The sequence below is a fragment of the Paenibacillus sp. HB172176 genome (assembly GCF_011947265.1).
Lineage (GTDB): Bacteria > Bacillota > Bacilli > Paenibacillales > Paenibacillaceae > Pristimantibacillus.
This window is the reverse complement of sequence record NZ_JAATHD010000003.1, coordinates 366,979-389,649: the sequence shown is the minus strand read 5'-3', so window position 1 is coordinate 389,649 and position 22,671 is coordinate 366,979. Positions and strand designations below refer to the sequence as shown.

Here is a 22,671-nt window from a genome sequence, read left to right as displayed (position 1 = left end):
ATAACGAATACTATCATCGGCACTCTGGAATATTTCCCACCTATTCTCTCAAATCAAGATGGTCCTCAAAATGCGGGAAGGAGAGGTATACCTCGGTTCCTCTTCCTTTCTCGCTGCTATACACAATATCCCCGTTCATGGATTCAATAATGCGATAAGTGACCATCAACCCAAGCCCGGTTCCCTTCGTTTTTTTCGAATAATAAGGATCCCCAAGCCGCTTCAAATCCTGCTCGTCAATTCCTTCGCCGTTGTCCTTGATTTTTAAAACAACCCTTTTCTTCGACTCATCCAGGTAGACATGAATGAAAACCTCTCCTTCTTCCCGAAATGCTTCGATGCTGTTTTTGATCATATTAATCAATGCTTGCTTAAATCGGGACGCATTGCCTTTTACATACATTTCCTTCTCCAGATCCGTTCGTATAACTCCGCCAGACATCGTCGCAAGCGGTGCCATGATCGCTACAGTCTGCTGAACAATCTCTGTAATATCGAGCTTCAGCACCTCTGCTGCATCGGGCTTGGCGAAGGTAAGGAAATCCGTAATAATCTCCGAAGCACGGTCAAGCTCTTCTATCGCCAAATTCATATACCCCTTCTTCTTCGGATTATCGGATTCTCCTCCGAGCAATTGCAAAAACCCTCTCGTTACCTGCAGTGGATTTCGAACCTCATGCGCAACGGAAGCAGCCAGATTGCTGATTAGCTCGATCTTCTCATTCCGCTGGAGCTCATCATTGAATACTTCGATTTGCTTGGAATATTGCACCGCTTGTTCATAATTAAACATCACTCTGCGGACCAGAATAATAATTAGGGATGAGAGAAAGAACAGAATACTGAATTTCCAGTAAAACATTCTGTATGGCTTATCGCTATAGAAGTACCAAGCGATCTCGAGCAGACATACCCCCGCGAATATGCTGATTCCGGACGCAAGAATGATAGCTTCCTTATTCTTGTTCATGCACTCATAGGCCAAGCAGAAGATAAAAAGCAGGTTGCCGACAACCACCGAGAGACCAAATACAAGAACCCCCACACTGAAATATAAGTTGTAAACAACCTCCGAATAGAAGCTCAAAATCATCATCGTAAGATAAATGCAAGTGAAATAGAATTGAATCTTCTTAAACCTTGCGATTAATCCAAACGGCCCTCGGCCTAATACTTTTTCGAGGAAAAAGTATAAAGCAGGCAACAGAATGGATGAAGCCACATCGAACAGTACATAGAAGACAATACCATATTGAGGGAAGAAGGTATCCAGAAAGGTAGAATACGTTAATATCATGATGCCAATAGAAAGAATAACCAGAAATAAAGAATTCCAACCGGGAATAAAATCCTTCCTTAGAAAAAGGACACTGACGATCATGAAGAATGCGATAAAAACCAGTGCGGCGCCGAGCACGACATCAACAAGATCCTTCTTAATAAAACTCCTGAACAGATCGTCAAACTCTCCCACCTTCACAGCATCTTGAAGTCCGAGATTCTCCCCGTTCATCACGAGCCTGATATATATCGTTCCCCCAGATTCCTCTTTACTAATTGGAAGAAGGAACTCATTCATATCGAAGGCGTAATTACGCGTGCGGTTATATATCACTTCACCATCCAGATAGACTGAGACATCCTTTGCATAGAGCTTGTCGAAATTTAGCGTAGGTCTTTCTTCTGTCAGCTGCGGCAGACGCAGCTTAATCCATGCCGATTTGACGCCCTCCGGAACCTGCGGGTACGAATCGCCGACATGAATGCGTATCCATTCCGCATCATCTTCCAGCTGCGAAACTTGATCGATGGTCATTTCTTTTCCCGAATCTTCCCATATCATCTGCCATTCTGTGATGCTTTGATAATCCGTTTTGTTAGCAGCAAAGGAATCAATTGGAAGCAAGAAAGCGGCAGCTAGAAATGAAATGATCAGTGACATTAGTATTTTGCGAGAAACTTTCATTCATACACCCCGGATCATCCCAAGCTTATCTGATAAATTTCGACATCGTTCGCCATTTTTTACCTATTAACATTTTCCTATATTCTAAATAGAATAGCAACAGATTTAATCATTTCAACAATGGAAAAAAGCTGCTTCATTGACCCTATCGATCAAAGAAGCAGCTTTTTTAAGAGTTCGTTCAAATCAAGCGCCGCTTGATGTTTATTCGCCGCAGCAGCATGAAATTAACGACAACCATCAACACGCATAATAGGATCATGGCGGGAATCGTTATCAGAGTGCTCCACTCGTCATGCTTGATCGCCGTTTCAATCAGAAGCGTGGGACAGTAGGCGATGACGCTGTACAGAATGCCGAGATGCCATGGATATCGATAGAAGATCGTACCAATCATCCATCCGCTGCTGAAATAGCCGGCAAAAAGCGCAAAATGCTCAATCAGAAACCGGAGAAGGGGAGGGTGATTCAATATCTCCCGGTCTATAAATCGACTGTAGAGAAACTGCTCCGCCGGAATTCCCGCCGTGATGATACAAGCGCATAGCGCCGCCGCAATAAGCAGCATGCGAGTTGATCCTGTCGTGAAATGCTTGCGCGTAACGCCGCTCGATACAAAGTTGGCGAGACTGAGCGGTGTAAGCATGATTCCGAGAACAAATAGAAAGTAACCCGGTATACTGCCTGATTGAAGCCAAACACCGGATGAGCTTAATTCCTCGCTCGGGATGATATCCATATCGAATAATACACCAATTGCGATAAATACAAGGATATAAACCATCCAATACCACAAGATAACCTTCCGATAGGCCGACCATAGATGCGCGAAAACCGTTCCCGCCGGCTTGCGTTCGTAGTCCTTCATTTATGGCCGCCCTCCTTTCTGCGTCAGATGAACAAACAAATCCTGCAAGGCAATCGGCCCCAGAGTCAAGCCTAATACGGAAGCTTGAGTCAGCTTCGATTGGCTGAGCTTGCCGTATATTATAATGGACTTCGTGCTTCCAAGCTTTTGTTCATTCAGCACGGGAAGCCCCATCGCAAACTCGTCAATATGGTCGGCACGGCCAGTGACGGTACATCCTTGCTGCAAAAGCTCTTCAATCTCCGCCTGCAGCAAAAGCTTGCCTTGATCCAGAATCAGCACCTCCTCGAACAGCTTGCTCACTTCCTCAATCAAGTGCGTGGAGAGAATAATGGTTCGCGGATGCTCCATATAGTCGCTGAGCAGCTCGTCATAGAAGAAATATCTTGACGGAGCGTCAAGTCCCAAATACGCTTCATCGAATATCGTAAACGGCGCGCGACTGGCCAGCCCAACGGTAATGCCAAGCGCCGACTTCATGCCTCGCGACAGCTTCTGCAGCTGCAGCTTGCCCGGCAGCTCGAATTTCTCAATAAGCCTCTGCGCATAAGCTTCATCCCAATTCGGCCAACAATCTCCGGATAGCTTCATTACATCCTTCACCGTCATGGCTTGCGATAGATAACCGTTCTCTTGAACCAAGCAAACCTGGCGCATCATTTCCGCATTTTCGAAAGGCTCTTGCCCGTTGATTCGGATCGTTCCGCTTGTTTGTTCGATATAGGAGGCGAGAATCGTTAACAAGCTCGTCTTGCCCGACCCGTTGCGTCCCAGTAATCCAAAGATTTTGGCGCCTTCAAGCTTGAATGAGAGATCATTCAGCGCCAGCTTCTCCTTATAGCGCAGCGACAGATGCTGCGCCTCGATCGTCTGACTCATTCCTTCTCCTCCTTGTTCAAATTATGAATTCTGTTAATAATCTCCTGAACGGGTATGCCGATTTGCTTCGCTTGCATGAACATATCATCGACAACCTTTTCGAAGAATTGCTCTCTTCTCTCCGACAGCAGCTTCTCCTTGGCGCCTTCACTCACGAACATGCCAATTCCTCTCCTCTTGTATAGAATGTCTTCATCCGTCAACAACTGAAAGCCCTTCGCTGCCGTTGCTGGATTGATTCTGTAGAAGCTCGCATATTGATTAGTTGACATGACCTGGTCTCCTTCTTGCAGAGTCCCGCTTACAATATCGTTCTTAATTCCATCCGCAATTTGCTGATAGATTGGACTCCGATCGTCAAACATGGCTTCACCTCTTTACTCATTCGGTTCATTACTCATGTAACTAACCATACAACCGATTCAACTTTCTGTCAAATCCTTTTTTTCTATCAAAGAATGAATCTGCTATAATTGAAGCAATAAATCCTATAGGCAAAGGGATGATAGAGATGACAGATTTCAATGATCGCGATGATCTGGCGGAGCGGCGCCGCAATAAACTGAAGGTGCTTCATCTTGACAAGGACGGCAAAGGGCTGATCGAGACAGAGAAGCCGAAGGAAACCTTCCAGGATGTCGGCGGTCTTGATGCGGTAAAGAAGAAAATTCGAATGAATTTCATTCTGCCGATGAAGCAGCCCGAGATGTTCGCCGCTTACGGCAAAGAAGCAGGAGGAAGCATCCTGCTATACGGCCCTCCCGGCTGCGGGAAAACCTTTCTTGCCAGAGCGATTGCGGGAGAAATCGACGCCAGCTTTATTCATGTGGAGCTGCAAGCTATTCTGTCCATGTATGTAGGTCAGACGGAAAGCAACCTGCATGACTTGTTCGAGAAAGCGCGCGAGAATAAACCCTGCGTCATCTTCATAGACGAGTTGGACGCGATGGGCGGAAGCCGCAACAGCATGCGCCAGCATCATGACCGCATGCTTGTGAACCAGCTGCTCCTGGAGCTGGACGGTCTCAGCTCTTTCAATGACGGCGTCTACGTCATCGGAGCGACGAATACGCCCTGGTACTTGGACCCCGCTCTGCGCAGACCCGGACGCTTCAATCATCTTACCTTCGTCCCTCCGCCCGAGGAACAGGAGCGGGCAACGATTCTTCAGCTCAAGCTGAACGGCAAGCCTTCCGACAAGCTCGATCTTGGACGAATAGCCAAGGAAACCAAGCATTTCTCCGGAGCCGATCTCGAGCAGATTGTCAAGGATGCAGTCGAGGAAGCGGTGGAACGCATGATGGAATCCGGGGAGATCGAACCGATTACTCAGGAGGACATACGAAAAGCGGCGAAACAGCGTAAGGCGACCACTCTCGAATGGTTCGCCACGGCGAAAAATTACGCAACCTTCAGCGATGTGAACAGTGATTATGGCGTCGTGTTAGATTACATTAAAACGAATGGATTGAAATAGCGATGATAACCAGACAAGTGGCGGAGCTTCGATATTCGAAGATTTATCAGCTTTTGGAATTGAAGCGATATAAGGATGCGATGCAGGAGGCACAGCAGCTCATTGCGGAGAATCCCGATGAAGCGAATGCCTACGCCGTTCTCGCGCAGGTGGTCATGCGAATGGAGCAGTATAAGGATGCGGAGAGCTGGTCGCTCCAAGCCTTGAAGCGCGATCCGGACAATCGCATTGCCTGGTTCGTTCGATGCGTCATCTTCTATGAACAGCAGAAATGGAAGGAGCTCGAGCAATGCCTGCAAGAAGCACAACGCGTTGATCCGAATGAAGCCTTCTACTTCTTCCTTCGAGCCAACGCATTGAACAGGAAGGGAGCTTATTCCCGCGCCAAGGAGGAGCTCTTGGACGGCCTGGAGCTCGCCCCGGAGAATGCGCTCTATCTGGCTGGCCTTAGCTATACAGAAGCACTGCTCGGCCAAGTCGCGGCTTCAAGGCAAATCGCGAGGCAGGCGCTTCGGCTCGAGGTCGAGTCCTATCAAGTTTATCTCTATCTTGGCTGGGCCGCCGAACGTCGGGGAGATTATGACGACTATCTTCTTATGCTGAAAAATTCCGTTCAATTGGATCCTACCGACAAACAAATTCGAGAAAGCTATCTCGAAGCCCTGCAGAAAAACTATCGATTCTACCGCATTCTGCTTGCGCCTGCGACGCTGCTCAAGCGCATGAAGCCTTGGCAGGTGCTGCTCAGTTGGTTCATCGCATGGATTGTATTCAAGCCTCTTGTCATTCTGTTCATCATTCTCTACGTACTGACGCATTGGACGACCAAATTGTTGGTGCATGTGAAGGTGTTCGGTTGGAGAAGAAGCTGAGGAATCCGGCTCGCAGCTCAACAGAAAAAAGCGATTCCGCCGCCTTTCGAAGGTTTGGCAGGAATCGCTTCTTATTATTTCCCCGGGGTCTCACATTCAATTATTCAGCGGAAGCTTCTACTTCCTCCGCAGGCGCCTCCGACGCTTCAGCCGTATCGGCGTCGGCGGAATCCTCCGGCACAATCTCTCCGGCAGCCTCCATAACCTTCCTCTTCTCTTCGCTCGCATTCTCCATCATCATCTGATTCAGCTCTTCATCCGACATCGACTCCTGCGCCAGCAACTCCTCGCCCTTCACTTGAAGCACCGACAAGGCATCCGCAACGGACTCGTCCCCAGACTCCACCTTGGAAAGCTCGCTCTCCATCGTCTGATAGAACATCATGCTGAATTGCTGCGGCAGCTTCTGATAATCCTCGTTCGTCATCGTCTGACGCGTCGGCTTCAACTGATAGAAGGCCGCCAAATTGTGATTCTCTTCATCCTTGATATACTTGGTGCGAATTGGAAAGCCATTGTTGTAGCCCATCTTGGACATGACGCGAGCGTATTCGTCGCTGGACATGTAGCTGATGAACTTCCATGCGGCATCCGCGTTTGGCGATTCCTTGGCGATGGCATAGATCTGATTATAATACACATTGGCGCTCTGATCCGGATTCTGCGCGCTCACAGGCGTCGTCACGACATCCCAGTTGCCAATCAGTTTGCCTTCCTCTTTGATATAGCTCTTCGCTTCCTTCATTTGCTGCATGAGATAGCTCCCGTCTATCGTCATCGCTACGCGTCCGGACATAAACGGATCTCTCAGCAAATAATCCTCATAAGAGTTGCTCGTTACCATCCCGCCCTCATTCTGTCTGCTCTCGTCGTAGATGGCATCCGAGTTGATGATATCAAGCGCCGTTTCGTAAATATTGTTCCATGCCGGCGTATCGATGGTCATCGTCTTCGTCTTCGCGTTCACATAGCTTAAGCCCTCCGAATTCGCGAGCATGCTGCCGACCTGATTCAAGCCGCTTCTGTAGCCCATCTTGAGGCCGTATACCCGATCCTCCGCCTCTCCATCTGTTGGGAATTGCTTCGCAAGCTGAATAATCTCGGACCATGTCATCTTGTCTGTCGGGTACGCGATATTGTACTTGTCGAATAAATCCCGATTGTAGAAAATCACCTGGCTGTTCAATCCGATAGGAAGGCCGTAGAGCTGCCCCCCGCCGAGCTCCTTCATGTAATCCTCCAGACCGGGAACAAGTCCTGCCGTATCGTACTTATCCTTCGCTATATAGGTTCCAAGATCATACAACTTGCCGTCCTGAGCCATCTTCTCGTATCTGGAAATATCGAGCATGAGAAGATCCGGCTGCTCCTCATCAATGAATTGCTGCATGGCCTCCTCGTAATCGATCTCTTCATCCTCGCTGCCCGAACGATTATAGATGCTCTGCGTTGAAACCACCTGAATATCCACCTCGGGGTGCAAAGCGGTGAACAGCATGCCATACTGCTGGAAGAAGCTCTGTTCGTCGTAATACATCACCTTCAAGGTTTGTTGCTCTGTAGTGTTTTCCGACCCTCCCGAACCAAAGCTGCAGCCGGATAATAACAACGTCGATGCGATTATTGCGGTAAACCCGTTCTTCATACCCACGCGACCCTTCCTTTCCATCTCCTATTTGCTCCAATATGTACCATAACTAAATACGATATGAACTGGAAAAAGGTTGCAGAAAAAAAGAAAAAAGCCGGTTCATTTGAACCAGCCCTTCTCCTTGAAGCGGGTTATCGCTTCTATTCGATTGCTCACGCCCAGCTTATCCAGAATGACCGAAATATAGTTTCGAACGGTTCCCGTCGTCAGAAACAGCTCCCCCGCTATCTCCTTCGTATTCTTCCCGTCGGCGACCAACTCGAGCACTTCCTTCTCGCGCTCGGTCAGCGGGTTATCCGCTCCGCCGCCATACGCTTCGTCCATCAGCTCCGAAGCGTAGATGCGCTTGCCCCCCATGACGCTTCGGATGGAGCTCGCCAGCTCCTCGCTGGGGCTGTCCTTCAGCAGATAGCCGCTTACGCCGGCCTTGATCGCCCTCTCGAAATAACCGGCTCTCGCGAAGGTCGTCAGAATAATAACCTTGCACGGACAGCCTGCGTTATTCAGCTCTTCCGCCGCTTCCAGCCCACTCTTCGCCGGCATCTCGATATCCATCACGCATACATTCGGCCGGAGCTGCTCCACCAGTCGAAGCGCATCCTCGCCGTTGCTCGCCTTGCCCACAACCTGCATGTCCTCCTCCAGATCGAGAAGAGAGGACAACGCGCCGAGCAGCATCCGCTGATCCTCGGCTATGACGATTGTAATCATTCGCTCAGCTCCTTCACCCCTTGCTCTGCCGCATGGGGTACTCGAATCATGATCGTTGTGCCCGATTCCGAACGTATGTCCATGCTTCCGTTGACGAACTCCAAGCGCTCCTTCATGCCCCTCAGTCCATTCCCTCGGTAATAACCCGGCGAAGCTGCCATTCCGACGCCATCGTCCGCAACCGTCACAATAAGCTCCGTCGGCGTGGATGCGATGGAAATCCGACAGTTTTCGGCTCCGCTATGCTTCACGACATTCGTAACCGCTTCCTTGAGGCTCATGCTGAGCACATTCTCCGTGAGCAGCGTCGTGTTCTCTATTCTCGCGTCGCCCTCGAGACTAAGTTCGATTCCGGCTGCTCCCAGTATCTGTTCAATATGATGCAGCTCTTCCTCCAATCTTACGCCCCTCATCTGCGTCACCATCTCGCGCACTTCCTTAAGAGCGGTGCGAGCCGTCTGCTGCACATCCTGTATTTCTCTCTGCGCCCTCGTCGGATCCTTCGATATCAGCTTGCCTGCGAGATCGCTCTTCAGCCCGATCAGGCTCAGCTTCTGACCGAGCGTGTCATGCAGATCCCTCGCGATGCGCTGACGCTCCTCCAGCTTGACGAGCTCAGAGATTCGTTTGTTCGCATGCTCGAGCTGCCCTTCAAGCTGACCTTGCTTCTTCTGATTGTAAGTGTTGAACGGCAGCAGAATGATAATGATCAAAGAGATCAGAATGAACGGAAACTGAGTGTACAGCAATTGATTTTGCGTCGCAAAGCCGTAATTGACAGTAATGAAGGTGCTGACCAGATGAATCGCATAGAGCGTGAAGAAGCCTGCGCGATTTTTGATATTGCCGATAAAGAAAGCAAGAAAGATCGAGAAATACACATAACTGAACGCAAGCGTCATCCAGATGGAAATCATGATCTGGATACTCGTCCAGAAATAGACAAGCCATCCTTTGGACACAAAGGACAGCCGGTAGCATATAAAAAACAGGAGGATCATCACAATGCCGGACAATACGCCCGCAAGCGATGAGGAACGAAAAATAAAATAGAACGGCAGAATGCAGAAAACTACCCAAACATAAGGACTGAGTCCCGTGTTCCGATGGAAAATTTGATACCACTTGTTCATGGTCTGCCCTTCCTTGCCTGAACTGTACTTAGAACCGATAGCTCATCCTCATTGTAGCATAACGTCATTGCTGCGCAAGACTCGCAGAGTATCGGGAACGATGGAACGCTGCATCGTTCAGCCGGCCTTGAGCGGATCGATCTTCTTCGCTTTCATGGTCACAGCGGGAGCCTGCCCTTGCCGAAGACGATGTTTGACCGCCCGGAAGCTGACGAATCTCTTGCTCTCTTCGTCCCACAGACGGAATTTCAAGGATGCGAGGCTCTGCCTGATTGTGATCGTTGTTGCTTTATGAAGCGGAGGAGCGGAATTATGGGCATCCTCGAGGTAATAATTAGGCACCTTGGGGCTAAGATGATGAACATGATGAAAGCCGATATTGCCGGTGAGCCATTGAAGCATCCTCGGAAGCTTATAATAGGAGCTGCCGTCGACCGCCGCTCGCACATAGCTCCACTCGTCCTCGTTCTCGAAGTAGGAATCCTCGAACTGATGCTGCACGTAGAACAGCCATATGCCCAGCAAGCCGGATAGATAGAAGATCGGTCCCTGCACCATCAGGAAAGCCTGCCAGCCGATCGCCCAGCACATCAGTGCGTAGAGAGATACGATCAGCGCATTCATCAGATACGTATTCATCCGTTCCTTGCGTCTTGCGCCTTTGCGATTGAAGCGGTATTGCACCGCGAACACGGCTATCGGTCCGAGTCCAAACATGACGAGCGGATGACGATACGCGCGATATAGCAGCTTTCGGAACCAGCCTCGAGACGCATATTCTTCAACGGTCAGAATCCAGAGATCGCCGACGCCTCTCTTATCGAGATTGCTGCTCGTCGCGTGATGTATCGCATGCGCGTTCTTCCACTGTTGATAAGGCACCAGGGTAATGACTCCCGTTATAATTCCCAGAATGTCATTGGCTTTCTTATTCTTGAAGAACGAGCCATGGCAGCAATCATGGAAAATAATGAACGTCCGAATGACAAATGCCGACGCGAGCAAGCTGATCGCGAGCGTCAAGAGATAAGAAATCGATAGGCAATAATAGGCCGCATACCACAGCAATAATGTTGGAATAAGCGAATTTATCAATTGTCCGATACTTGTTTTCATATTATTTTTCTCGAATGGAGCCATGCTTTTCTTTAATTGCGCTTGTTTCTGTTCCAGCACGCTGTCTTCCTCCTCGTAGGGACGCCGTTTCTGACAAATTCATCGCAGCGTCAATGATTCTACCTCTATTGTAGAATTCATTCGACGCCGCCAACAGTCATAAACGTCAAGTCGCCTATATGACAAATGTCATATAGGCGACTTGTGCGAATGATTGGAGAAGACTGCTTCTTTGCTGTATTCTGTCAGGAAATGCGGTTAAATAGCCCAATTCCCCTTGCGGAACACGGGAACGACGGTGCCGTCGGCTTGAATGCCGTCGATATTCATCTCGGCCGAGCCGATCATAAAGTCATTATGCGTAATGCTCGAATTGACGCCATGCGCTTCGAGCTCCTCCGGCGACATCGTCTTGCCGCCCTCCACATTGAAGGCGTAGCCGCTTCCGATAGCAAGATGATTCGAAGCATTCTCGTCAAACAGCGTATTGTAGAAGAGTATGCCGGATTGCGAAATCGGCGATTCATGGGGAACGAGCGCCACCTCGCCCAGATAATGCGCGCCATCGTCAATCTCGACCAGCTTGTTCAGAATTTCCTCGCCAGTCTCGGCTTCCGCTTTGACAATCCGACCGTTCTCGAACGTAATCTTGAACTTGTCGATAATATTGCCGCCGTAGCTAAGCGGCTTCGTGCTGCTGACATAACCGTTCGTGCCATCCTTCAGAGGCACGGTGAATACCTCTTCCGTCGGCATATTGGCCATGAATGAGTTTCCTTGCTGATTCGTGCTGCCCGCAGCGACCCAGAGATGCTTCTCGTGCAGACCTACGGTGAGATCCGTACCGGGCGCCGTGTAATGCAGCTTGGCGAAGCGATGCTTGTTCAATATCTCCGCCTTCTCATGCAGCGTTTCATTGTGCTTCACCCATGCTTCAACCGGATCGGCTTCATGAAGCCGCACGGAGTCGAAGATCGCCGTCCAAAGATTCTGAACGGCTTCCTCGCCGGAAGCGTCAGGGAATACCTTCGCCGCCCAATCCTGGCCTGCGGCGGCAACAACAGTCCAGCTGACCTTGTCGGACTGAATCGCCCTGCGGAACTCCTTCAACCCCATTCCCGATGCCTTCTGGAAAGCGGAAATCCGGGCGGAATCCACGCCCTTCAACAAATCCGGATTCGAAGACACGATGGAGATGAACACAGCTCCCCGCTCCACGAACGAATTGCGCTTGGACGTCTCCCACTCCGGAAATTGCTCGAATACATCCGGCGCCGCCTTCTCATATTTCAAGCGGGACAATGCGTCATCCGTCCAATCGACATGAACGTTTCTCGCTCCCGCTTCATACGCTTTGGACGCCACATTACGAACAAGCTCGGCAGCCTCAACAGCCCCGGTTACGAACACATCCTGGCCTTCCTGCACATTCACGCCGGTACGAACGATCAGCTCGGCGTATTTCTCCAGATTGCTGCTTAACTCTCGCGTCATATGTACATCTCCTTATGCTTCATAATGATTATCCGGGCCATCACGCCCTCCTTCATCATTATATCATTTCGCACAGAATCATTCCTAATCGCGGGCTCAACCATTCACGGGCTCGCCTCCGTTAATATGCAGCATCTGACCCGTCATATAGCTGGAGTCCTCGCTCGCGAGATAGACATACGCCGCAGCGAGCTCATGCGGCTGTCCCGCCCTGCCCATCGGCGTATCGGAGCCGAAGGTGGACACGGACTCAGGATCGAAGGAGGCTGGAATGAGCGGCGTCCAGATCGGTCCCGGCGCAACGCCGTTCACTCGGATTCCGTCTCCAGCCACATTCGCGGCGAGCGCCCTGGTGAAGGAGACGATTGCGCCTTTGGTCGATGAATAATCGATCAATGTCGGATTTCCCTTATACGCCGTAATGGATGCCGTATTAATAATACAGCTGCCGGATTTCAAATGCGGCATCGCGGCGATGGTCAGATAGAACATGCCGAATACGTTCGTTTGGAAGGTGGCATGAAGCTGCTCCGAAGTAATATCCTCCAGCTTCTTGCGGACATGCTGCTCTGCCGCGTTGTTGACAACAATGTCGAGCTTGCCGTAGGTCTGAATCGTCTGGGCAATCACGTTCTTGCAGAACGCCTCGTCACCCGTATCTCCGGGAAGCAGCAGACAACGAGCGCCGTATTCCGTCACGAGCTGCTCCGTCTTCTTTGCGTCTCCATGCTCGTTCTTATAGACGATGCTTAATTCAGCGCCTTCCTTCGCATAAGCCACGGCAACGGCTCTTCCGATTCCGCTGTCGCCTCCCGTAATAATCGCGACCTTGCCTGCGAGCTTACCGGCAGCCTTGTAAGCCGGCGTCTCGAATACCGGGAGCGGAAGCATCTCTGATTCGATGCCCGGCTGCTGATTTTGATTTTGCGGCGGGAATATGGGTTTCTTTGTTGGCGTACTGGACATGCTCACTCAGCTCCTTGTTTTTTCATTGGATATGATAGAAGATTTCGTCCATCTCTTGCTTCAGGCGATTCGTAATCTCTTCCTGCTCTTCATCCGACAACGAGTCCTTCGTATACCCGAACAGATAATTGTTGAGATCAAATTTCTTAAGCCGGCATTTGGTATGGAACAGATTTTCCTGATAAATATTCACATCGATCATGTCGTAAAGCTCACTTTGCTCCTTCGGAATATAATTCTGAATGGAATTGATCTCGTGATCGATGAACAGCTTCTTACCGTTAATATCGCGGGTGAAGCCGCGCACCTTGTAATCGATCATCATAATGTCCGTATCGAAGGAATGAATGAGGAAGCGAAGTGCCTTGAGCGGCGAAATCTCCCCGCAAGTGGAGACGTCGATATCCGCGCGGAACGTGCTTATGCCTTCGTTCGGATGATATTCCGGATAGGTGTGGACAGTAATATGGCTTTTGTCCAGCGCAAGCACGGCAACGGAGGGAAGAGGTCCCGGCGATTCCTCATAGGAATCAACAGGCACCTCCACGACCGGACCTTCCGAGACAAGCAGCGTCACGCTGGCTCCTTGCGGCACATAATCCTGCTTTGCCGTATTGAGCACATGCGCCCCGATCATTTCCGCTACCTGATTCAGAATGGAGGTCAGCCGATCCGAGTTATATTGCTCGTCAATATAAGCAATATACGCCTCCCGCTCTTCCTTCGTCTTCGTGAAGCAGATATCGTACATGTTGAAGCTAAGCGTCTTGGTCAGATTATTGAAGCCATGCAGTTGAATGCGTTCTTGTGCTGTTAACGCCATGCTGATCACCTCTTCTTTACCTACTATTTCCCGAGCAACGGCCTCTGATTCCAAAATAAACACAAAAAGAGCAGCGCGAGATCAATCTGCTCGTCTGCTCTTTATGTAACCGATAAATGATATTCCGAATCAAACGTTTCGGTTTCATTCATGATTTGTAGCGATTGTATGCCCGATTCATGATTTCCAGCAATTCATCGATGCCCATCCTTTTCAAGGCTGCGCTGTATTCTTCCCAATGATCGGCGACCTTCTCGTTTCGTAGAATCCACTTCTTGGCCTGTTCATCCCGATAGTCTTCAATCGCGCCCTTCAGCTTCTTCACTTCCGCTTCCTCCTCAATCGTATAGGGGAGGATGGGGAGCTTCACATGATACTTAACATAATTGTTTGCCGTATAGAGCTCCAGTCCCTTTAGACCGATCGCATTCGTCCATTGCTTCTCGTACTCGAAATCTTGCTGAAATCCAATGCCGAGCTGTGCTCCGAGATTGCGGAGCGTTACGTTCACCGTTCCCGTTCGCAGTATCTCATCCGTAAAAGTCGGTTTGCCATCCACCATCGTATAGTGCTGCCCTTCGACGCCAAAGTTGCTGAGCCTTCGTCCCTCATCCGTAAACCAGAAATCGAAGTATTTCATCGTCTCCTCAGGATAGGCGTTCTGAGCCGAAATGCCCCAGCCGAAATCCTTGTTGCGATTGCGATAATCCCACTCGATGACGCGGCCTGATTCGCTGGCCGGCGGAGCGATTGGAAGAAGCGAGAACCCGGGCACTTTGCTTTGCATCGTATCGTTAAAGGATGATGCGCTGCCAAACCAATCGTGGGTTGATCCTGCCAGGTCGTTACCGAATAAATAGGTCGGCCCCTCCGATCCGCGGGTGAAAATTTCGGGGTCGATCAACCCTTCGTTGTACCAATCGGAAATTTTCTGAATAGCTGCGGCATACGCGTCGTCCATCGCGCCGAACACGACCTGGCTGCCGTCCGTAGAGAGGCAAAAATCTCGGCAGCCCACATCGAACAGCCCGAGCAAATAATAAATGCCATATTCCTTGCCCTGCATGAAATAAGGAATTTCATCCTGCTTGCCGTTGCCGTTCGGATCCCCATCGCGGAACGCGGTTAAGACATCGTGAAACTGCTGTACATTCGTCGGAACATCAAGGTTCAGCTTGTCCAGCCAATCTTGACGAATGAACCAACCTGTCGAGAGCTCGCCGTCCGATACGAACGGAATAAAATACATATGGCCGTCCGCCGAAGTGGCGTTTCGCCTCACATCCGGATTCTGCTCCAGAAACGCCTTGTAGTGAGGCGCATACTGATCAATTAACGTATCCAGCGGCACGAACTCCCCTTGCGAGCCATACTTGCTGAAATTGTCCTTCGTCGTTTCCACTATGTCGTCAATGGAGCCGCTTGTCATCATCAGATGAAACAACTGATCGGCATTCGTAGCCGATTGCGGAATGGTGCCGTGCAAAGTAATGTTCGTCCATTCCGCAGCTTGCTTGAACACCGGCCAATTGTCGTTAAACACGTTATTTTGCAGGAAATAGAAGATGCTCAGCGTGAGCGGCTTTTCGCTGACGATGAACGATTCGGATACAGGCGGATCCACTGTGGCGGTCGGCCCGTTCGCAGAATGTTGATTTCCGGACTCGCAGCCAACCAGCAGAAAGTTTAACAACAGCACGCCCGACCATCCGGACAGCCATAGCCTTCTTCTGCTCTTTCTCATATGAGTGTCCTCCTTCCTTTCATACCCGAACCGTTTCAACTTGTTGGGCGTTCCAAGTTTTTGGCGTATGCGCCAGGAGAGACGCCTGCGTACTTTTTGAACATGCGAATGAAGGTGTTGGTATGATTGCAGCCAACCATGCCGGCAATTTCGTATATTTTCAAATCGGCATTTGCCGTGAGAATCTCTTTCGCCTTTCGCACACGATATTCATTCAGATAATCCTTGAAATTCTCGCCAATATACTGCCCGAACAACAAACTCGTATAACTCGCCGACAAATTGAATTGCTCCGCCATATCCGACAGCGACAGATCCCGGTTGTAGTTGTTATGAATATAAGCCAGCATTTGATCGGCGATTTTACTGTCCAATTGTTCTTTTTCCACATTAACGGCTGAGAGGATGGAGTTGAACGTATCTGTGATCCGTTCGCTGAGCAGCTGGCTGCTCTCGCATTTATGCAGCTCCGCATGCAAACTGGCGTCTTGACCCAACACCTCTTCCGTCGTTTTGTTCAATTGCTGCATAATCCGCTGCACAGTCGCAGTGAGCGCGAACATGAATTGCGATAACATGTCGCTGTTCAGTTCCCTCTCTTTCAGATTTTGCTCCAACACGCGCTGCAGGATCGCGTTTACCTGCTGCTCCTTCCCTTGAATGACATAGTTGATCAAATCCCGCTCCAGATCCAGCGGATAAAAATAGCTCGTATTCTGCTCTTTCCCTTCTTCGTCAAGCGTCAAAATGGATTGATGGGACAAAGCAAAACGTCCGTCTAATAATTGCAGCGCAGCATGGTAAGACGTTTCGATTTCGAAAGCGGATTCCGCCGGCAGGCCGATCGCTGCGACCAAACGAATGTCATATTCCGCTTCGATATCATAAATCGAGGAACTCATCCCATTTTTAATTTTCGCTGTTGCGACTTCCTGCACGAGCATCGCATATCTGCTGCCATCAATAGCGAACCACTCGCAAGCAGCTTCCGCCTTCACTTGCTGCGCAATGATCGAGATCGTCTGCTTGCGAATATCCAGAATCGCTTCCCGGGAGAAGTGACCGCTTTCTTCTTTGTCGTTCAAAAATTCAAACACCACGACAGACATTCCTTTTTGAAACGCTAGAAGCCCGTATCTTTCCAACCCCTCTCTAACCTTTCCCCTTGACAATAGACCGAACATCCAATCGAGCAGAAACTTGTTTTTCAAAGGAAGCCGATGATGCAGAAGTGTCTTCTGGAGACTCTCGTTGGCTTGACGAATCGATAGCGCGGTTTCTCTCAAGAAATTAAATTCATCTCCGCTCTCTTTTCCTCCAAGACCATGAAATACACTAACCGTGTTGCGAATCGGCTTGTACATGTTCCGAGCCGCAAGAAAGGCCATCGCGAGGCCGACAATCGCGAGACCGCCATAGATGAAGAGCGCGTTAATCAAAATGCCGGCAAGCTGGTTTTTCACCGTCGACCGTGGAAGCACATGCACATATTTGATTTCTCCGAATTGATTGGAACCAACCGAATCCACCATATAGTTGGATAACTTGAGTCGATCGTATTCGTACGGTCTGTCGCCAACCTCGCGAAGCAAGTCGCTCGTCTTCGCGCCATCCATCCTGTTACGCGATATTCCCGCTTGTTTTGCTACGAGCTCACCCGCGTTCACAATGCCAATGTCACCGCCGCCCACTGCTTGCTCGGGGAACAAGTAAGCTTCCTGGAATGAAATAAAGTAAATGACTTCTCCGTAACCGGGAATCTGCCTCTTCTGAGCCATCGTTAAATAGCCGACGAATTGCTCGGTTCGCGGCAAAATAAAAGGCTCCATCCTGGTATGATCAAGGATATAGTCATTCAATTGATCCACTTGCTCTGGCGATAGTCCCAATCTGCTGTAATATAGACTTTTGTTGGTCGTGCTGTCCGGTTTGATAACCAGATCGTCATCCGGTCTTGTCACATCGATCCGGTACCCGAAATCGTAAAATCCGGTCAAATTTCTGCCCAGCGCATCGTAAACCTTGGTAATATTATAATAATCGCGATCCTCCTCGACGCTGTACGCCTGCACTTCTTCAGACATATCGAACTGTCGTATCAGATTGAACGCGACCTGGAATTTCATGTCGATTTTATCTCTCATCTGAAGAAGAAAAACCTTCTGGTTCTCGTCTAGCTTATGTGTAACCGCCTCGCTGTTCTTATAGAAAAATACACCTGCAACGGCAAAGGTGTAGGTTAGCACGATAGCCATGTAAATAACAAGCAGCTTGCGGAAGTATTTATTTTTTCTCATCACGCTCGCCCCCTCCCACACCTGTTCCTTAATGAGCTGTTTGCTAACGCTTACAATTTTAATTATATCAAAATCCCGCTTTTTCCGCATTGCACAAATGCTGAGAAACAGCATTCAAGCAGGATCTAGAAACTGAATATCTTGCAGGTTGCTGTCTCTCTGCCGTTTATTCAAACCAATCGCCGAACCAGCGTCCAGCATACGCAATCTTCTTCTCCGTCTGCGCCGCTCCGCCTCCCTCATGTCCATTAAACGGGTAGATGACGATATCCTTCGCTCCCGGAATCCGATTGTAGGTCGCAAAGTACATGCGCGGAGGGCAAATCTCGTCTTTCAACGCAACCGAAGCAAACACCCGGCATGTCATGCGGTCTGCCATATTCATTGTATCGAAATAACTCAAATTATCGATGACAAGATCCAACTCTTCAGGATGTTTTTTAATATATTCGGCAGCGCTGGCGAATGCTCCGTGCATGCCTTCAACCCGCTGCGTCAAATGGCTGTTGCTCGGAACGTCCACCATCGCGAGGCTTGGCCTGTCGTCCAGCGCCGCGACCGCCATCGCTAACGCGCCTCCCTGACTTCCGCCCTCGACCACGATGCGCGCGGCGTCCACCTCAGCCTGCGCGCAGGCAAAATCCACCGCTTTGAGGCTATCCATGTAGGCGAAGCGATAATAGTACTCATATTTGTCATGAATGCCTTTGCTGGCTACATTTAGAGAAAACCCGCTGGAATAGGAAGCCCGATTGCCCGTTCGGCCGCCTTGGTCGCGGCAGTCAACCGCCACAACGACAAACCCCATCATAACCCAGTGCATATAGGCGGCCGGCTCGCCGCGATTGCCGTTAAAGCCGTGATAGCGGATCAAACACGGATAACTTTCCTTGCGCAGAAACGAAGGAACAATCATCCAGCCGTGAATCGGAGTATCGTCCATGCCATTATATTGAATCTCATAGACCTCCACGTTTCGAATCGGATAATCAGCGACCAGCGTTCGCCGAGGCTCCAGGGGCGCCTCCTTCGCTTCTCGAATCGTCTCATGCCAGAAAGCGTCAAAATCGTCCTTCTTCGTAAGCTCAGGCAAGTAGCCTTGCAGTTCCTTCGTTATCTCGTTCAAATAGCCCATTTTCGAATCCCCCTGGAGTCATCCTTTATTAACCAAAATCATCGTGTTTCAAGGCGCAAACGCTCTTGAAGCACCCTCGTCATGCTTGCAACCTTGTCCTGATGCTCCTGTTCCTTCGCCAAATTATGATGCTCGTACGGATCATCCTCCATATGGGAAAGAGAGCGTTCGATCAGCTCGCCCGAATCCCCGAAGCGAGCCGTAAACTTCCACGGCCCCGTCCTGACCATCAAGATCTTATCCTCTTCAAAAAGCGGCAGTGAATTGAGGATAAATTCGCTGTAAACCGGGACGGCGGCGGGTTCCTGGCCGCTGCGCAAACTTTCCGACAATCGATTGCAGCTCAATTGAACAGTCGCTTCTATCCCAACCAGATCGAGCAGTGCAGGAAGCATCCATCTCGTCTCTACCGGTGTCGCGATTCTTGTCCCGGATTTGAATTGTTCCGGATACCAGAATATAAAGGGCACACTGACCGAAGGCTCATAAAACGTCTGCTTCTGCACAAGTCCATAGTCGCCGAGATGCGTCCCGTGATCGGACATAAACACGACAATCGTGTTCTCTAACCAGCCTTCGTCAGACATCCAGTCCAGCATGCTTCCAATTTCGTGATCCACATAGGAGGCGTAGCCGTAATAATACTTCCTTGCCTTCTCCATTTCCGCATCCGTCATCACATGGGAGCCCGCATAATTTTCGATTAACGCTTTCGTCCATTCGGGTATGCTGCCGCGCGGCCCTTCAGAAGCCGCCGGGATGCCGATCTTGCGATCCTCCATGCTCGACGCGAACGGTTCAGGCGGAACCACAGGGGTATGCGGCCCGTTGAACGACATTCTGAGTAAGAAAGGTCGTTCATCCTCATGCCTGGACAGGAACGCTTTCGCCAGCTCTACCACTTTATTCTCCTGCGTCTCCGAGATGTCGGCAGGGAATTTACCGCCTAGCAGCCACGGGGATTTGCCGCGGTAGCGAACAATGTCATAATCCGACTCCTCATAGCGCTCATGGTATTTCGTATACTCCACTTCCGAGCCGAGTTCGAACGTCACTTCGGTTCCGAATGCGTTATTTTTCGTTTGATAATGTTGTTTGCCGAAGCTTGCTGTCACATAGCCCGCTTCTTCAAAGCAATGGGTGAGATGCTCCTCGCTATCCTTGCTGTGCTTATTGTTCCATACGCCCGTTTCATGAGGGTATTTGCCCGTCAACACCGACAGTCTTGCCGGCACGCACATGGGCGACGGGGTGATGGCGTTCTCGAACAGCACGCCTTCCTTGGCGAGACGGTCGATATGAGGCGTTGCGGCCCATTCGCTTCCGTAACACCCAATCGAATCCTTGCGTTGCTCGTCCGTCATGATCCATAATATATTCGGCTTCTTCTTCATCCAAGCTTCCTCCCTGTCAAGATACTTCCAGCTGCTGTCAGGAACAGCTCCGTCACAGTGTGTTTATTTAGGCTGATTTGTATAGCCCGCATACAAGGGAATCACATATTGCGTCATCAGCCGCAGCGGCAATTCGCGATGCGACAGCTCCCTTACTTCGCCGTTTCGTGTTTCGCGAACCGCGATAGGGAAAATATGATCCGTCTGATAGCCGTTCGTGGAAGCAATGACGGACACATTGGACTCTTCATTGACAATGGCCGGCCACTGCTCGTTGGTGCCGATGCTGATCGTCCCTCCGAGCACCTCTGTGAAGCCGCCGTTTATCGTTTCATAGGACGTTCCATTAAACTCTGTCTTGAATCCCAGCACCCATACCCGGGAACGATCATTGACAACTTCCTTGAGCGAGCGTTCGGGATTTAGATGACGGATCCAAACCTGCTGTCCTTTGAAATGGAAGCAAGGAACATGCCGGTACGCCTCCCCGCCAATGGTTGAGGCCACGTTCTCCATATACACCTCCCCGCCCTCAACGGAGTTGAAGTATAACGCCCCCGTCTGGGCATGAAGATCGCTCAAGACCAACGTTCTCGTCGAAGCGTGGTTGATGAGCCTCATACAGCCATAATACTTTTCCCATGCGAGAAGATCCTCCATGACCAGCGGCTGTTCAGACTCGCCCGTCACCTTGAACGTCCCTTCCTCCTTCAAGCCTTGGAGCTTCTCTCCCGCCACTAGATCGCAATACATGAAGTTAATTCGGCTAACCCCGGCAGGAATCTCGATCACATCATTAATGAGATATTTCCCCGGCTGAAAATAGATGACGGAATACACCGAATTCATGGCCCGTTGAATCGCATCGGTATCATCCGTTTGTCCGTCTCCTTTCGCGCCAAATGCGTTCACACTCACCCACTTCGATAGATCTGTCTCCCATGGAACATGAGGTGTTTCTTCGATCGGCAAATCGATGGATCGCTTGGCTTGACCTTCGAATAAGGCGTGGGCCTCGTGCGAGTGATATTCATCAATCCTTTGGCCTTCCACATTTTTTCTGCCATAGGAGATGGCATGGCTATACCCGGCGGTTTCAATATTTCTGGCAAAAATCGTCCCCATGTCGCATTGCAGCGCAGTGAATAATTCGCTTCCGCCATCCAGTCTCCCGTCGATCACCACGACATGAGCGGTAGGTCCGCCCACTCGCAGAGCAGGCACTTCGTTTCGGCTGTATAACCCTCTAATGGAAGTGATCGTATTCAAAATATAGAAGCCTGTTTTCCGCTGATGCTTGAGCGTTATATGCTCGAATACCGTGAAATTCCGAATCGGCGTTACTCTTATGCCATAGTCAAAACCAATAACCTCGATATGCTTGATATAACAACCCGATACGATTTCGTGCGTAACCTCAAGTCCGCATCTTCCTCTATACTGATCGTCGCTGGACTTTATGCATACATGCCTTACCGCTCCGGTGTTGTTGCCGAAGAACACCAGCCCGACGGCGCCCGGATTTCCCCTCCCCACATCTATGGTGATGTTCTCGAAGGAATTGGTCATTGCAATGTTCGATTGCTCGCCCCGCATGAAGCTGACCACCGGTTTGTTCGCGCCAAACCCGAAGCCCGGGCAATGATCCATCAGTTTAATGACGACGCCGTCCCGGCTCTCTCCCATCATATGAAGCAGCCGATTCATCTCATTGCGAATGTAACCACCGCGGTTGATATTTACCAAATTCTCGTTGGAATAGGCAATGGTATCGCTTACGAGATAAGTCCCGTTTGGGAAATAAATGATTCTCGCAGGGGGCAGATCCTCGGGAAAAATGACGCTTAATCGCCCGTTCTCTTTCTTGATTTCGAAGCTGATCTGCGCGTCGAGTCCCGGCATCGCTTCCAGCTTCGCCTTCGTTCGTTCGAAAGCGTCCACATCGCGCTGGATAATATCATCTATAATCTGAATGAGTTGTCGTGTACAATCTTCCTTCCCCGTATGATCTATGTTATACGGCGGTTTCGTAACATCAATGATTGCCGTACAGTCTGCCGGGTATACTACTTGCCCATGCGTCACAATAGAAACCTCCTCTGCTCTTATTTTCTAGTTGCAAATTTTAACCTAACACCGCTGGCG

General features: G+C 50.0%; 18 protein-coding genes. 2 read left to right on the top strand and 16 right to left on the bottom strand.

What is annotated here, in order from left to right:
• Window positions 1-40: 40 nt before the first annotated feature.
• The 4 genes from HFP08_RS06595 to HFP08_RS06580 all read right to left on the bottom strand — a co-directional run bounded on the left by HFP08_RS06595 (window position 41) and on the right by HFP08_RS06580 (window position 4,078).
• Window positions 41-1,816, bottom strand: coding sequence for an ATP-binding protein (locus HFP08_RS06595; protein WP_168119728.1), 1,776 nt, complete (start codon window positions 1,814-1,816; stop codon window positions 41-43).
• 331 nt (window positions 1,817-2,147) lie between these two features.
• On the bottom strand, window positions 2,148-2,834 hold the full coding sequence (locus HFP08_RS06590) for a hypothetical protein (protein ID WP_168119727.1): 687 nt from the start codon (window positions 2,832-2,834) through the stop codon (window positions 2,148-2,150).
• The gene (locus HFP08_RS06585; RefSeq protein WP_168119726.1) at window positions 2,835-3,713 is read right to left on the bottom strand and encodes an ABC transporter ATP-binding protein; all 879 of its coding nucleotides are present in this window, start codon (window positions 3,711-3,713) and stop codon (window positions 2,835-2,837) included.
• A complete protein-coding gene (locus HFP08_RS06580) occupies window positions 3,710-4,078 on the bottom strand; it encodes a GntR family transcriptional regulator (protein WP_168119725.1) in 369 nt (122 codons plus the stop codon). The genes HFP08_RS06585 and HFP08_RS06580 overlap by 4 nt, the downstream gene beginning before the upstream one ends.
• Before the next feature lie 146 nt (window positions 4,079-4,224).
• Here HFP08_RS06580 and HFP08_RS06575 point away from each other — a divergent pair, with 146 nt between their 5' ends.
• Window positions 4,225-5,190 carry an ATP-binding protein gene (locus HFP08_RS06575; RefSeq protein WP_168119724.1) on the top strand — a complete coding sequence of 322 codons (966 nt, stop codon included), beginning with the start codon at window positions 4,225-4,227 and terminating at the stop codon, window positions 5,188-5,190.
• 2 nt (window positions 5,191-5,192) lie between these two features.
• The gene (locus HFP08_RS06570; protein WP_168119723.1) at window positions 5,193-6,062 is read left to right on the top strand and encodes a tetratricopeptide repeat protein; all 870 of its coding nucleotides are present in this window, start codon (window positions 5,193-5,195) and stop codon (window positions 6,060-6,062) included.
• A gap of 100 nt (window positions 6,063-6,162) precedes the next feature.
• Here HFP08_RS06570 and HFP08_RS06565 read toward each other — a convergent pair whose 3' ends face one another.
• The 12 genes from HFP08_RS06565 to HFP08_RS06510 form a co-directional block, all read right to left on the bottom strand.
• Window positions 6,163-7,731, bottom strand: a complete 1,569-nt coding sequence (locus HFP08_RS06565) for an ABC transporter substrate-binding protein (protein ID WP_168119722.1) — start codon at window positions 7,729-7,731, stop codon at window positions 6,163-6,165.
• 81 nt (window positions 7,732-7,812) lie between these two features.
• On the bottom strand, window positions 7,813-8,424 hold the full coding sequence (locus HFP08_RS06560; RefSeq protein ID WP_168119721.1) for a response regulator transcription factor: 612 nt from the start codon (window positions 8,422-8,424) through the stop codon (window positions 7,813-7,815).
• On the bottom strand, window positions 8,421-9,557 hold the full coding sequence (locus HFP08_RS06555; protein ID WP_168119720.1) for a sensor histidine kinase: 1,137 nt from the start codon (window positions 9,555-9,557) through the stop codon (window positions 8,421-8,423). The genes HFP08_RS06560 and HFP08_RS06555 overlap by 4 nt, the downstream gene beginning before the upstream one ends.
• 117 nt (window positions 9,558-9,674) lie before the next feature.
• Window positions 9,675-10,697 carry a Delta(5) desaturase DesA gene (gene desA, locus HFP08_RS06550; RefSeq protein WP_168119943.1) on the bottom strand — a complete coding sequence of 341 codons (1,023 nt, stop codon included), beginning with the start codon at window positions 10,695-10,697 and terminating at the stop codon, window positions 9,675-9,677.
• Window positions 10,698-10,931: 234 nt separating this feature from the next.
• Entirely contained in the window at window positions 10,932-12,167 is a 1,236-nt protein-coding gene (locus HFP08_RS06545; protein WP_168119719.1) for an aminopeptidase, read from the bottom strand.
• Window positions 12,168-12,263: 96 nt separating this feature from the next.
• Window positions 12,264-13,133 carry an SDR family oxidoreductase gene (locus HFP08_RS06540; RefSeq protein ID WP_168119718.1) on the bottom strand — a complete coding sequence of 290 codons (870 nt, stop codon included), beginning with the start codon at window positions 13,131-13,133 and terminating at the stop codon, window positions 12,264-12,266.
• A gap of 22 nt (window positions 13,134-13,155) precedes the next feature.
• Window positions 13,156-13,956, bottom strand: coding sequence for an adenosylmethionine decarboxylase (speD, locus tag HFP08_RS06535; protein WP_168119717.1), 801 nt, complete (start codon window positions 13,954-13,956; stop codon window positions 13,156-13,158).
• Between the two features lie 148 nt (window positions 13,957-14,104).
• Window positions 14,105-15,700: an extracellular solute-binding protein gene (locus HFP08_RS06530; RefSeq protein ID WP_168119716.1), complete on the bottom strand. Its 1,596-nt coding sequence runs from the start codon at window positions 15,698-15,700 to the stop codon at window positions 14,105-14,107.
• A 35-nt stretch (window positions 15,701-15,735) separates the two neighbouring features.
• Window positions 15,736-17,997, bottom strand: coding sequence for a helix-turn-helix domain-containing protein (locus HFP08_RS06525; RefSeq protein ID WP_168119715.1), 2,262 nt, complete (start codon window positions 17,995-17,997; stop codon window positions 15,736-15,738).
• Between the two features lie 166 nt (window positions 17,998-18,163).
• Complete coding sequence (locus HFP08_RS06520) at window positions 18,164-19,132, bottom strand: acetylxylan esterase (RefSeq protein ID WP_168119714.1); 969 nt, start codon at window positions 19,130-19,132, stop codon at window positions 18,164-18,166.
• A gap of 38 nt (window positions 19,133-19,170) precedes the next feature.
• Entirely contained in the window at window positions 19,171-20,526 is a 1,356-nt protein-coding gene (locus tag HFP08_RS06515) for a sulfatase family protein (protein WP_168119713.1), read from the bottom strand.
• Window positions 20,527-20,589: 63 nt separating this feature from the next.
• Entirely contained in the window at window positions 20,590-22,611 is a 2,022-nt protein-coding gene (locus HFP08_RS06510; protein ID WP_168119712.1) for a glycosyl hydrolase family 28-related protein, read from the bottom strand.
• Window positions 22,612-22,671 lie beyond the last annotated feature (60 nt).